Here is a 13903-nt window from a genome sequence, read left to right on the forward strand (position 1 = left end):
CCGTATCCCATGGCGCCGGGTCGCGTAAACGCTTGCGCAAGCGTTTACGCGGGTGCCGGCGAAGGCCCCGCCGGGGACCCCCGCCCCGGGGGCACCCGGCCCTCGGAACCGCCCAAGGCGCCGGATATCGTCGCCCTGCACCCGCACACCCCGGCCCTGCCCGCCCCGACCCGTGGAGATCCCATGCCCGGCCGTCCCGCCCCGAGCCGCCGTACCGTCCTGCGTTCGGCGGCCGCCACGCCCGTCGCCGGGCTCGGCCTGGCCGCCTGCTCCCCGGGCGACGACGGTGCCGCGCCGGCCAGGCCGACCGCGCCCGTGGACCTCGGCGCGGACGGAGACGTCGCCAAGGGCGCGACGAAGCTCTTCCCGGACGGGAACGTGGTGGTCAGCCGGGCCGCGGACGGCTCCCTGAAGGCGTTCAGCACGGTGTGCACGCACGCGGGGTGCCCCATCAGGAAGCTGGAGGGGACCAAGCTCGTCTGCAACTGCCACGGCAGTGAGTTCGACGCCCGTACCGGCGAGGTGCTGCACGCCCCGGCGACCGTGCCGCTCGTCGAACTGCCGGTCTCGGTCGAGCAGGGCCGGATCGTCGCGAGCCCCGGGACCTGACCGGGACGGGCCGCGTCCTACTCCCAGTCCCAGCCGATCCCCAGCATCCCCGACCTGACCCGCGGCTCCACGAGGTGCACCGAATGGTGCTGCCCGCTGAGCACCAGCTCCTGCCGGCCGCCGCGCGGTGCCGCCGGAGAGTGCTGCGTGAAGCGGTGGCAGCGCACCGGAAGCGCCGCGGCGTCGAACCGCACCTGGAGCGCGTACTGCCCGCCCGCCGTACCGAACCCGCGGACGTACTCGCGCGACACACCGGCCGTGGCGTCCTCGACGCCGTAGCGGAAGAGATGGGTGTCGCCGGCCCCCAGCCGGGTGTCGAAGAGCAGCTCGGTGACGAGCACACCGGTCTCCTGGTGGGTGCGGACACGGCCCGTGCGGCAGTTCTCCAGCGCGTGGACGGTCATCCGCGCGGGAACGCATCCCGGATCGCCGTAGTGGACCGCGACGAAGCGGTCCACGCCGTCTCGGTGGGCACGGACGATGAGGTGCGACTCGCGTCCCGCCAGCTCACGGCGGGGGCCGATGCGGATCCGTTCGTGGTGCCCCAGGGTGTGCACCCCGCCGTCCGGCGACGGGTAGCCCAGTTCGGTCAGCAGCTGGTCCAGGACGCCCGACGCCGCCAGGTGGGCACGGTAGGAGCGGCCCGCGGGCCGTCGCTCCTCGGGTTCCGAGTCGGCCTCGGCGAGCAGGCGTATCAGCGACTCCTCGGGCAACTGGAGTATCTCCTCCAGGGCCCGCACCGCCCGGAGGGACTCCGGACGCTGCGGACGGCGGGCGCCCTGCTGCCAGTAGCTCAGACTCGTGACGCCCACCTTCACCCCGTGGCGGGACAGATGGTGCTGCACGCGCTGCAGCGGCAGTCCGCGGGCGGCGATCGCCGCCCGCAGGGCGACGTGGAAGGGACCACCGCGCAGGGCCGAGTCGAGTTGCGCGGTGGCGACGTCCGCGTGCTGTGTGGCGTGCGGCATGCAGGGGCCCTTCTGTGAAGTTCACGGCGGCTGGTCAGGCCGTCGACACGGATCGACCGGGGCCGCCCGCCCCCGCTCGCGACGCAGAGGTCTTCACATCCGTACGCCGCGCTTCAGGGCCCCGAGTCCCCCCGCATTGAAGCGTGTCGACCTAGTCCCGACAACACCTGGCGCCCGACCGCCGTCCGCTCCTGGCCGAGAACGCACGGGCCCGCGGTCCCGGAGGACACCCGCCGTGACCGGCCGACCCCGTACCGTCTTCCCCGGCCTCTCCCGCGGGCTGTCCACAGGGGTCCGGCCCGTCGTCCACAGGCCCGCCGGAGTGTCGGTCCGCGCCAGTAGGGTGTGAGTCATGGCCGACCCCTCCAGCTACCGCCCCAGGCCGGGAGAGATCCCGGACTCCCCGGGGGTGTACAGGTTCCGTGACGAGCACCGCCGGGTGATCTACGTCGGAAAGGCGAAGAGCCTGCGCCAGCGCCTGGCGAACTACTTCCAGGACCTGGCGCACCTGCACCCGCGCACCCGCACCATGGTCACGACCGCCGCGTCCGTGGAATGGACGGTGGTGTCCACCGAGGTCGAGGCGCTGCAGCTGGAGTACTCCTGGATCAAGGAGTACGACCCCCGGTTCAACGTCAAGTACCGCGACGACAAGAGCTACCCGTACCTCGCGGTGACGATGAACGAGGAGTTCCCGCGCGTCCAGGTGATGCGCGGCCAGAAGAAGAAGGGCGTGCGCTACTTCGGGCCGTACGGGCACGCCTGGGCGATCCGCGACACGGTCGACCTCCTGCTGCGCGTCTTCCCGGTGCGCACCTGCTCCGCGGGCGTCTTCAAGAACGCCGCCCGCACCGGCCGCCCCTGCCTGCTCGGATACATCGGCAAGTGCTCGGCGCCCTGCGTCGGCCGTATCACCCCCGACGACCACTGGGACCTGGCCGACGAGTTCTGCGACTTCATGGCCGGCCGCACCGGTACCTACCTGCGCCGCCTGGAGCGGCAGATGGCCGAGGCGGCCGAGGAGATGGAGTACGAGCGGGCGGCCCGACTGCGGGACGACATCGGGGCGCTCAAGAAGGCCATGGAGAAGAGCGCGGTCGTGCTCGCCGACGCCACCGACGCCGACCTGATCGCGGTCGCCGAGGACGAACTGGAGGCGGCCGTCCAGATCTTCCACGTGCGCGGCGGACGCGTGCGCGGTCAGCGCGGCTGGGTCACCGACAAGGTGGAGGAGATCACCACCGGCGCCCTCGTCGAGCACGCCCTACAGCAGCTGTACGGCGAGGAGAAGGGGGACGCCGTCCCCAAGGAGGTCCTGGTCCCCGCCCTGCCCGACCCGGTGGAGCCCGTCCAGCAGTGGCTGGCCGAGCGCCGCGGATCGGGGGTGTCGCTGCGCATCCCGCAGCGCGGCGACAAGAAGGCGCTGATGGAGACCGTCCAGCGCAATGCCCAGCAGGCCCTCGTCCTGCACAAGACCAAGCGCGCCTCCGACCTGACGACGCGCTCGCGCGCGCTCGAGGAGATCGCCGAGGCCCTCGACCTGGACAGCGCCCCGCTCAGGATCGAGTGCTACGACATCTCGCACCTCCAGGGCGACGACGTCGTGGCCTCCATGGTCGTCTTCGAGGACGGGCTGGCCCGGAAGAGCGAATACCGGCGGTTCCAGATCAAGGGCTTCGAGGGACAGGACGACGTCCGTTCCATGCACGAGGTCATCACCCGCCGCTTCCGCCGCTACCTCGCCGAGAAGGAGAGGACCGGCGAGTGGGCGGACGGCGAGGGACTGGCCGACGACGCCCGGCACCCGAACGGCGACGCCGCCCAGAACGGCGACGCCGCCCCGGACGACGGCGCCGCTCCCGACGACGGCGCGGCCCGCACGGACGGGCGAGGGCTCACGGACGGGCAGGAGCTCACGGACGGCCCCGCGCTCAAGGACGACGACGGCCGGCCCAAGCGCTTCGCCTACCCGCCCCAGCTCGTCGTCGTCGACGGCGGGCAGCCGCAGGTCGCCGCGGCCCAGCGGGCGCTGGACGAGCTGGGCATCGACGACATCGCCGTGTGCGGCCTCGCCAAGCGCCTGGAGGAGGTCTGGCTGCCCCGCGAGGACGACCCGGTCGTCCTGCCCCGCACCAGCGAGGGCCTCTACCTGCTGCAGCGGGTCCGCGACGAGGCCCACCGCTTCGCGATCACCTACCAGCGCGCCAAACGCGCCAAACGCTTCCGCGCCGGCCCGCTGGACGACGTGCCCGGCCTGGGGGAGACCCGCAAGCAGGCGCTGATCAAGCACTTCGGTTCGGTGAAGAAGCTGCGGTCGGCGACGATCGACCAGATCTGCGAGGTGCCCGGCATAGGCCGCAAGACCGCCGAGACGGTCGCCGTGGCCCTCGCCCGGGCCACCCCGGCCGCGCCCGCCGTGAACACGGCGACCGGAGAGATCATGGATGACGACGACGGGGCACCCGAGACGACGGCGGATGCCCCGGGGGAGCCCGTGTCCGCGGGCACCCCGGACGAACGACGGGGGCAGGAGAGATGACCGAGCACGAGGCACAGCCCGCAGCGGAGCGAGAACAGGCGCGGCCCGCAGCCGGACGAGAACAGGCGCGGCCCGCGACGGGACGAGAACAGCCCCGGCACACCGCCGAGCGGGAACAGACGCACGACGACGGAGCACAGGTGAGTACGGGCAAGGAAACGGCCGGGGCGCACGAGGCGGCCATCCCCGAGCTGGTGATCATCTCCGGCATGTCCGGGGCCGGCCGCTCGACGGCCGCCAAGTGTCTGGAGGACCTGGGCTGGTTCGTCGTCGACAACCTCCCGCCCGCGCTGATCCCCACCATGGTGGAGCTCGGCGCCCGCTCCCAGGGCAACGTGGCCCGCATCGCGGTGGTCGTCGACGTCCGCGGCCGGCGCTTCTTCGACAATCTGCGCGAGTCCCTCGCGGACCTCGACGCCCGCGGCGTCACCCGCCGGATCGTCTTCCTGGAGTCCTCCGACGACGCCCTGGTGCGCCGCTTCGAGTCGGTGCGCCGCCCGCACCCCCTCCAGGGCGACGGCCGCATCGTCGACGGCATCGCCGCCGAGCGCGAGCTCCTGCGCGAACTGCGCGGCGACGCCGACCTGGTGATCGACACCTCCAGCCTCAACGTGCACGAGCTGCGCGCCAAGATGGACGCCCAGTTCGCCGGCGACCAGGAGCCCGAGCTGCGGGCCACGGTGATGTCCTTCGGCTTCAAGTACGGCCTCCCGGTCGACGCCGACCTCGTCGTCGACATGCGCTTCCTGCCCAACCCGCACTGGGTCCCGGAGCTGCGCCCCTTCACCGGCCTCAACGAGGAGGTGTCGAGCTACGTCCTCAACCAGCCCGGGGCCAAGGAGTTCCTGGACCGCTATGCCGAGCTGCTCCAGCTGATCGCCGCGGGCTACCGTCGGGAGGGCAAGCGCTATGTGACCGTCGCCGTCGGCTGCACCGGCGGCAAGCACCGGTCCGTGGCCATGTCGGAGAAGCTCGCCGCCCGGCTCGCCGCCGAGGGCGTGGAGACGGTGGTCGTCCACCGGGACATGGGACGGGAATGACAGGGGAATGACAGGACGTACTCCGCGGCTGGGCAGGCTGCGCCGGGTGGTGCCCGAGGGACGCGGGGGCAGACCCGCCGACGCCCGCGCCGCCCGGCCCGAACAGGCACGCGGCGGCAAGCCGCGCCGCCGGGGCGCCCAGCCCAAGGTCGTCGCCCTCGGCGGCGGCATGGGCCTGTCCGCCTCGCTCGCCGCGCTGCGCCGGATCACCGGCGACCTCACCGCCGTCGTCACCGTCGCCGACGACGGCGGCTCCAGCGGGCGCCTGCGCGACGAGCTGGGCGTTCTGCCGCCCGGCGACCTGCGCAAGGCGCTGGCCGCACTGTGCGGCGACGACGACTGGGGCCAGACCTGGGCCCGCGTCATCCAGCACCGCTTCCAGTCCCAGGGCGACCTGCACGAACACGCGGTCGGCAATCTGCTGATCGTCGCCCTGTGGGAGCAGCTCGGCGACCATGTCCAGGCGCTGGACCTGGTGGGCAAGCTGCTCGGCGCGCACGGCCGGGTACTGCCCATGTCCGCCGTGCCGCTGGAGCTCCAGGCCCTGGTCAGGGGCCACGACCCGGAGCGGCCCGACGAGGTGGACACCGTGCGGGGGCAGGCGACCGTGGCGCTCACGCCCGGCGAGGTGCAGTCCGTGCACCTGGTGCCCAGCGACCCGCCCGCCGTCCCCGAGGCGGTCGACGCCGTCCTGGACGCCGACTGGGTGGTGCTCGGTCCCGGCTCCTGGTTCTCCTCGGTCATTCCGCACCTGCTCGTGCCGGATCTGCTGGACGCGCTGGTCGAGACGAAGGCGCGCCGGGTGCTCTCACTGAACCTCGCCCCGCAGCCCGGAGAAACTGAGGGCTTCTCCCCGCAGCGTCATTTGGAGGTTTTGGGACGACACGCCCCTAAACTCGCCCTGGACGTGGTGCTGGCCGACGAGGCCGCCGTGCCCGACCGTGACTCGCTCACCGACGCCGCGAAACGGTTCGGTGCCGCGGTCGAGCTGGCTCCGGTCGCCCGGACCGACGGGACCCCGAGGCACGACCCGGAGCTGCTGGCCGCCGCGTACGACCGTATTTTTCGGATGCATGGAAGGATCGGCCCATGGCGATGACGGCAGCGGTGAAGAGCGAGATCTCCCAGCTCCCCGTCACCCGGACCTGCTGCAGAAAGGCGGAGGTCTCCGCCGTCCTGCGGTTCGCCGGCGGCCTCCACCTGGTGAGCGGACGCATCGTGATCGAGGCGGAGCTGGACACCGGGAACGCGGCGCGACGGCTCAAGCGGGACATCCTGGAGATCTTCGGGCACAGCTCGGAGCTGATCGTGATGGCGCCGGGCGGGCTGCGCCGCGGTTCGCGTTTCGTGGTCCGGGTGGTCGCGGGCGGTGACCAGCTGGCCCGGCAGACCGGTCTGGTGGACGGTCGGGGCCGCCCGATCCGGGGCCTGCCGCCGCAGGTGGTCTCGGGGGCCACCTGCGACGCCGAGGCGGCCTGGCGCGGGGCCTTCCTGGCGCACGGCTCGCTCACCGAGCCCGGCCGTTCCTCCTCCCTGGAGGTGACCTGCCCGGGACCCGAGGCGGCGCTCGCCCTGGTCGGCGCCGCCCGCCGGCTGTCGATCCCGGCCAAGGCCCGCGAGGTGCGCGGCGTGGACCGGGTCGTGGTCCGCGACGGCGACGCGATCGGCGCGCTGCTCACCCGGCTCGGCGCCCACGACTCGGTGCTGGCCTGGGAGGAGCGCAGGCTGCGGCGCGAGGTCCGCGCCACCGCCAACCGGCTCGCCAACTTCGACGACGCCAACCTGCGCCGCTCCGCCCGCGCTGCCGTCGCCGCCGGTGCCCGGGTGCAGCGCGCCCTGGAGATCCTCGCCGACGACGTGCCCGAGCACCTCGCCGCGGCGGGCCGGCTGCGCATGGAGCACAAGCAGGCCTCCCTGGAGGAGCTGGGCGCCCTCGCCGACCCGCCGCTGACCAAGGACGCCGTCGCCGGACGCATCCGCCGCCTGCTGGCCATGGCCGACAAGCGGGCCTCGGACCTCGGCATCGCCGGTACGGACGCCAACCTCGGCGAGGAGGAGCTGGCCGACAACCTCGTCGGCTGACCGGACGCCCCGTGCCCCTGGCCGCCCGGAACGAGGACAACGAGCCGGTGCCGGCGCCCACTTGGGTGACCGGTACCGGCTTTCGCGTGTCCTTGCCGCACTCTTGACTCGATCATGAGCTGTCATGAGCCTGGCATCTGTTCGCCGCTGTGGCGGACGCAGGCCTGTCGGACAGGCCCCATCTAGGGGGGTTCATGAGACGAAGAGCGAGATCGATCCTCGCCGTCGGCGCGCTCCTGATCGGCGGAGCGAGCTTCGCGCCCATCGCCCAGGCACAACCCGCGGACCCGGGGACCCCGGACGCGAACGAAGTGAGGGTCTTCCGCGCCGACGTCACCAAGGAGCAGGTACCCCTGCTGCTGGCGACCGGCCAGGACGGCCACGAACTCGGCGAGCAGGTGCCCGACCGGGGGACCGCCGCCGTCGAGCTGTACCTCACCGGGAAGCAGGCCGGCACGCTGCGGAAGCAGGGCGTCGACCTCACCGAGCACACCCTGTCCGCCCAGGCCGAGAAGCGGGTCGAGAGCGCCGCCGACGGCGTCTTCCGCCCGTACAGCGGCAGCGGCGGCCTGCGCGAGGAGATCCTGCGCACCGCCCAGGAGAACCCCGGCCTCACCAAGGTCGTCTCCATCGGCAAGACGGTCAACGGCCAGGACATCCTGGCGCTCAAGCTCACCAAGCACGCGAAGAAGTCCAAGGACGGCTCCAAGCCCTCCGTCCTCTACATGTCCAACCAGCACGCGCGCGAGTGGATCACCCCGGAGATGACCCGGCGGCTGATGCACCACTACCTGGACAACTACAAGAAGGACCGGCGGATCAGGGAGATCGTCGACTCCACCGAGCTGTGGTTCGTCCTGTCGGCCAACCCCGACGGCTACGACTACACCTTCGAGAGCACCGACAACCGCCTCTGGCGCAAGAACCTGCGCGACGTCAACGGCGACGGCACCATCAGCACCGGCGACGGCGTCGACCTCAACCGCAACTTCGCCTACAAGTGGGGCTACGACGACGAGGGCTCGTCCCCCAACCCCACCAGCGAGACCTACCGCGGCGCGAGCCCCGGCTCCGAGCCCGAGACCAAGGCACTCGACGCCTTCCAGAAGCGCGTCGGCTTCACCTACGGCATCAACTACCACTCCGCCGCCGAACTCCTCCTCTACGGCGTCGGCTGGCAGGTGGCCACCAACACCCCGGACGACGTCCTCTACAAGGCGCTGGCCGGCACCCCCGACAACTCCGCGATCCCCGGCTACCACCCGCAGGTCTCCTCGGAGCTGTACACCACCAACGGCGAGGCCGACGGGCACGCGGCCAACGTCAACGGCATGGCGATGTTCACCCCGGAGATGTCGACCTGCAAGACGGCCTCCGACGTGGACCCCGACGACCAGTGGAACGCGCGCGACTGCCAGTCCGGCTTCAACTTCCCCGACGACGAGAAGCTGATCCAGCAGGAGTTCGCCAAGAACGTCCCGTTCGCGCTCTCCGTCGCCGAGACCGCCGCCCACCCCGACCGGCCCTCCTCCGCGGTCGGCCTGGACGCCGCCGACTTCACCCCCGCCCCCTTCACCACCTCCTACGCGCGCGGCGCCGACCAGGAGGTCTCCGTCGTCGTCCGCAAGTCCGTGCGCGACAAGGAGCTGAAGTACCGCGTCAACGGCGGACGGACCCACGACACGGCGCTGCGGCCCTGGCGGGGCGGCGAGACGTACGGCGGCGAGGACAACCTCTACTTCGACGAGTACCGGGCCAGGGTCAGGGGCGCCGGCCCCGGCGACCGCGTCGAGGTCTGGTTCACCGGCGAGAGGCCGCGCGGTACCCACGACGGCGACGACCGGCGCGGAGGAAGCGGCAAGCACGGCAAGCGCACCGAGAGCGAGCACTTCACCTACACGGTCGCCGAGCGGCCCCGAGCCGACGTCCTCGTCGTCGCCGAGGAGGGCGCGAAGGCCACCCAGACCCAGACGTACGTCGACGCGCTCAAGGCCAACGGCCACCGCGCGGCCGTCTGGGACGTCGCCACGCAGGGCGCCCCCGACGCGCTCGGCGTCCTCGGCCACTTCGGCACCGTCGTCCACTACACGGGCGCCGCGGTGCCCGGCAACGCCACCCAGCTCCAACTGCGCGCCTTCCTCAACGAGGGCGGCAAGCTGATCGAGGCCGGAGAGCAGGCCGGTGGCGACGTCGACCTCGGCGGCGGCACCCTCTCCGACGACTTCAGCCAGTACTACCTGGGCGCCTACACCCGCACCGCCACCTCCGGCGCCACCGGGTTCACCGGCTCCGGCAAGCTCGACAAGGCCGACGGCACCCTCGGCGACGCCCCCGGCAACCCGCTGGACGCCGCCGGCGCGTACAGCGTGACCTCCGACGAGCTCGACCCCGGCACCTACCCGCAGTTCGCGAGCGCGGGCGCCGGGCAGTTCGCCGGGACGGTCAACCCGTACGGTCCCTACGCGGGGGAGTGGATGGCCGCCGCCGTCCACACCGACGACGCCTACAAGCGCCTCACCCGCACCGTCGACCTCACCGGAGTCACCGCCTCCGAGCGCCCCACGCTCCGCACCCAGCTGCTGTGGGACACCGAGCGCGGCTACGACCACGCCCTGGTCGAGGCGCACACCACCGGCGCCGACGACTGGACCACCCTGCCCGAGGCGAACGGCGCCACCGGCACGGCCGTGCCCGCCGAGTGCGCGGCCGGGTTCTACCTGGCCGGGCACCCCTGGCTGGCGCACTACCTGACCCTGTCCGACGAGGGCTGCGCCCCGGCCGGGACCACCGGGCAGTGGAACAGCCTCACCGGCTCCTCCGGCGGCTGGAAGCAGGTCGAGTTCGACCTGAGCGCCTACGCCGGGAAGTCCGTGGAGCTGTCGATCGCGTACGTCACCGACCCCGGCAGCGGCGGTCGCGGCGTCCTCGCCGACGAGGCCTCCCTGGTAGTCGGGGGCGCGGCGACGCAGACCGAGGGCTTCGAGACCTCGCTGGGCGCCTGGCAGGTCTCCGGCCCGCCCGCGGGCAGCCCGGCCGTCCTGAAGGACTGGACCCGCACCGGGACGCTGTTCCAGACCTACGGCGCGGTCACCACGGACGACACCGTGCTGCTCGGCTTCGGTCTGGAGCACCTCGCCGAACCGGCCGCCCGCGCGGCACTGGTCCGGCAGGCGCTGCGTGCCCTGGACGAGTGAATCCCGGTGTGCGGGGGACTGACCCGGTGTAACCAAAACGGGTGATCGGTCCCCGTCGCCCAGGGCGGTCCGTACCCCTACTGGCGGGTACGGACCGCCCTGCCGGGTATGGGGCGTCTCGATGTCACCCCCGAGGCCCCGGAGAGGTAGGGTCGGAGGTGGTCGGGGACATCCCAAATACAGCTCGCCGGCACATCGGGCCGGCGTACCAACGAGGAGATCGGTTCGTGACGATCCGCGTAGGCATCAACGGCTTTGGCCGCATCGGTCGTAACTACTTCCGCGCGCTGCTGGAGCAGGGTGCGGACATCGAGATCGTGGCTGTCAACGACCTGGGTGACACCGCGACCACCGCCCACCTGCTGAAGTACGACACCATCCTCGGCCGCCTCAAGGCGGAGGTCTCGCACACCGAGGACACCATCACCGTCGACGGCAAGACCATCAAGGTCCTGTCCGAGCGCAACCCGGCCGACATCCCGTGGGGTGAGCTGGGCGTCGACATCGTGATCGAGTCGACCGGCATCTTCACGAAGAAGGCGGACGCCGAGAAGCACATCGCCGGCGGCGCGAAGAAGGTCCTCATCTCGGCCCCGGCCAAGGACGAGGACATCACCATCGTGATGGGCGTCAACCAGGACAAGTACGACCCGGCGAACCACCACGTCATCTCCAACGCCTCCTGCACCACCAACTGCGTGGCGCCGATGGCCAAGGTCCTCGACGAGAACTTCGGCATCGTCAAGGGCCTGATGACGACGGTCCACGCGTACACGAACGACCAGCGCATCCTGGACTTCCCGCACAAGGACCTGCGCCGCGCCCGTGCCGCCGCGGAGAACATCATCCCGACCACCACGGGCGCCGCCAAGGCCACCGCGCTGGTCCTGCCGCAGCTCAAGGGCAAGCTCGACGGCATCGCGATGCGCGTCCCGGTCCCGACCGGCTCGGCCACCGACCTGGTCGTGGAGCTCCAGCGCGAGGTCACCAAGGACGAGGTCAACGCCGCGTTCAAGAAGGCCGCCGACGACGGCGACCTCAAGGGCATCCTGTTCTACACCGAGGACGCGATCGTCTCCTCGGACATCACCGGCGACCCGGCCTCCTGCACCTTCGACTCCTCCCTGACCATGGTCCAGGAGGGCAAGTCGGTGAAGATCCTCGGCTGGTACGACAACGAGTGGGGCTACTCGAACCGCCTCGTCGACCTCACGGTCTTCGTCGGCAACCAGCTCTGATCGACTTCAGCAAGGCACCTCGATGCGGTAGCAGGGCTCGGGCAGCGCAAGGTCGCGCTGCCCGGGCCCTGCGTCGCGTCCGCCGCCACCAGCCCTCGTAGGATCACGAGCGATCCGAGAACCCAGGAGCCCTCTTGAAGACGATCGACGAACTGCTCTCCGAAGGCGTCGCGGGCAAGCGCGTCTTCGTCCGCGCCGACCTGAACGTCCCGCTGGACGGCACCACCATCACCGACGACGGCCGCATCCGCGCGGTAGTGCCCACCGTCAAGGCGCTGGCCGACGCGGGCGCCCGCGTGATCGTCGCCTCGCACCTGGGCCGCCCCAAGGGCGCCCCGGACCCCGCCTTCTCCCTCGCCCCGGCCGCCGCCCGCCTCGGTGAGCTGCTCGGCGCCGACGTCGCCTTCGCCGAGGACACGGTCGGCAGCTCCGCCGAGGCCGTCGTTACCGGCCTCGCCGACGGTGGTGTCGCCGTCATCGAGAACCTGCGCTTCAACGCCGGCGAGACCAGCAAGGACGACGCCGAGCGCGCCGCCTTCGCCGACAAGCTGGCCGGCCTCGCGGACGTCTACGTCGGCGACGGCTTCGGCGCGGTGCACCGGAAGCACGCGTCCGTCTTCGACCTGCCGAAGCGGCTCCCGCACTACGCCGGATACCTCATCGCCACCGAGGTCGGCGTGCTCAAGAAGCTCACCGACGAGGTGAAGCGCCCGTACGTGGTCGCGCTCGGCGGCGCCAAGGTCTCCGACAAGCTCGCCGTCATCGACCAGCTGCTCGGCAAGGCCGACCGGCTGCTCATCGGCGGCGGCATGGCGTACACCTTCCTCAAGGCCAAGGGGTACGAGGTCGGCATCTCGCTGCTCCAGGAGGACCAGATCCCGGCGGTCCAGGAGTACATCGAGCGCGCCGAGAAGAACGGCGTCGAGCTGGTGCTGCCCGTCGACGTCCTGGTCGCGCCCGAGTTCCCGGACCTGAAGACGAAGGCCCCGGCCAACCCCACCACCGTCGCCGCGGACGCCATCCCGGCCGACCAGGAGGGTCTGGACATCGGTCCCGAGACCCGCAAGCTGTACGCATCGAAGCTCGCCGACGCCGGCACCGTCTTCTGGAACGGTCCCATGGGCGTCTTCGAGCACCCCGACTACGCCGAGGGCACCAAAGCGGTCGCCCAGGCCCTCGTCGACGCCCCGGGCTTCACCGTGGTCGGCGGCGGCGACTCCGCCGCGGCCGTGCGCACGCTCGGCTTCGACGAGAACGCATTCGGCCACATCTCGACCGGCGGCGGCGCCTCCCTCGAATACCTCGAGGGCAAGACGCTCCCCGGCCTCGCCGCACTGGAGGACTGACCCCGATGACCACCCGCACGCCGCTGATGGCGGGCAACTGGAAGATGAACCTCAACCACCTGGAGGCCATCGCCCACGTCCAGAAGCTCGCCTTCGCCCTCGCGGACAAGGACTACGACGCCGTCGAGGTCGCCGTCCTCGCCCCCTTCACCGACCTGCGCTCCGTGCAGACCCTGGTCGACGGGGACAAGCTCAAGATCAAGTACGGTGCCCAGGACATCTCCGCGCACGACGGCGGCGCCTACACCGGCGAGATCTCGGGCCCGATGCTGGCCAAGCTGAAGTGCACGTACGTGGCCGTCGGCCACTCCGAGCGCAGGCAGTACCACGCCGAGACCGACGAGATCGTGAACGCCAAGGTCAAGGCCGCCTACAAGCACGGCCTGACCCCGATCCTGTGCGTCGGCGAGGAACTGGACGTCCGCGAGGCGGGCAACCACGTCGAGCACACCCTCGCCCAGGTCGAGGGCGGTCTGAAGGACCTTGCGGCCGAGCAGGCCGAGTCCGTCGTGATCGCCTACGAGCCCGTGTGGGCCATCGGCACCGGCAAGGTCTGCGGCGCCGACGACGCCCAGGAGGTCTGCGCGGCGATCCGCGGCAAGCTCGCCGAGCTGTACTCCCAGGAGCTGGCCGACAAGGTCCGCATCCAGTACGGCGGCTCCGTCAAGTCCGGCAACGTCGCCGAGATCATGGCCAAGCCCGACATCGACGGCGCCCTGGTCGGCGGCGCCTCGCTGGACTCGGACGAGTTCGTCAAGATCGTCCGCTTCCGCGACCAGTAGCCGGCGCCCGGTCGAGAGGCAGATCGACCAGTGAGTATGCGCTAGCGGCGATACGTCGTACCCTTGCGGGGGCATGGTGGCCTGCTGTCACCGTGCCCCCGTCGT

Annotated in this window: 10 protein-coding genes; 9 read left to right on the forward strand and 1 reads right to left on the reverse strand. The window is 71.6% G+C overall.

Annotated elements, in window-relative coordinates:
• The first annotated feature begins 183 nt into the window (after positions 1-183).
• Positions 184-609: a Rieske (2Fe-2S) protein gene (locus tag R2E43_RS28595; protein ID WP_003976864.1), complete on the forward strand. Its 426-nt coding sequence runs from the start codon at positions 184-186 to the stop codon at positions 607-609.
• 17 nt (positions 610-626) lie between these two features.
• Here the strand turns inward: R2E43_RS28595 and R2E43_RS28600 are convergent, their stop codons facing one another.
• Complete coding sequence (locus tag R2E43_RS28600) at positions 627-1577, reverse strand: hypothetical protein (protein ID WP_003976865.1); 951 nt, start codon at positions 1575-1577, stop codon at positions 627-629.
• 352 nt (positions 1578-1929) lie between these two features.
• On the opposite strand from R2E43_RS28600, the gene uvrC reads away from it, so the two are divergent.
• From uvrC to tpiA, 8 genes are all read left to right on the forward strand, one after another.
• Positions 1930-4116: an excinuclease ABC subunit UvrC gene (gene uvrC, locus R2E43_RS28605; RefSeq protein WP_003976866.1), complete on the forward strand. Its 2187-nt coding sequence runs from the start codon at positions 1930-1932 to the stop codon at positions 4114-4116.
• The gene (gene rapZ / locus R2E43_RS28610) at positions 4113-5156 is read left to right on the forward strand and encodes an RNase adapter RapZ (protein WP_093455885.1); all 1044 of its coding nucleotides are present in this window, start codon (positions 4113-4115) and stop codon (positions 5154-5156) included. The genes uvrC and rapZ overlap by 4 nt, the downstream gene beginning before the upstream one ends.
• A gap of 7 nt (positions 5157-5163) precedes the next feature.
• Complete coding sequence (locus tag R2E43_RS28615) at positions 5164-6255, forward strand: gluconeogenesis factor YvcK family protein (protein ID WP_011028061.1); 1092 nt, start codon at positions 5164-5166, stop codon at positions 6253-6255.
• Positions 6246-7238 (forward strand): DNA-binding protein WhiA, encoded by a 993-nt coding sequence (gene whiA / locus R2E43_RS28620; protein WP_003976869.1) that lies wholly within the window; start codon positions 6246-6248, stop codon positions 7236-7238. Before R2E43_RS28615 ends, whiA begins: the two co-directional genes overlap by 10 nt.
• Positions 7239-7432: 194 nt before the next feature.
• Positions 7433-10432, forward strand: coding sequence for a M14 family metallopeptidase (locus R2E43_RS28625; RefSeq protein WP_210984682.1), 3000 nt, complete (start codon positions 7433-7435; stop codon positions 10430-10432).
• 227 nt (positions 10433-10659) lie between these two features.
• Complete coding sequence (gene gap, locus R2E43_RS28630; protein WP_003976871.1) at positions 10660-11670, forward strand: type I glyceraldehyde-3-phosphate dehydrogenase; 1011 nt, start codon at positions 10660-10662, stop codon at positions 11668-11670.
• A 134-nt stretch (positions 11671-11804) separates the two neighbouring features.
• A complete protein-coding gene (locus R2E43_RS28635; RefSeq protein WP_106517846.1) occupies positions 11805-13016 on the forward strand; it encodes a phosphoglycerate kinase in 1212 nt (403 codons plus the stop codon).
• 5 nt (positions 13017-13021) lie between these two features.
• Positions 13022-13798, forward strand: coding sequence for a triose-phosphate isomerase (gene tpiA, locus R2E43_RS28640; protein ID WP_003976873.1), 777 nt, complete (start codon positions 13022-13024; stop codon positions 13796-13798).
• The last annotated feature ends 105 nt before the right edge of the window (positions 13799-13903 follow it).

It is taken from the genome of Streptomyces violaceoruber, assembly GCF_033406955.1.
Classification (GTDB): Bacteria; Actinomycetota; Actinomycetes; order Streptomycetales; family Streptomycetaceae; genus Streptomyces; species Streptomyces violaceoruber.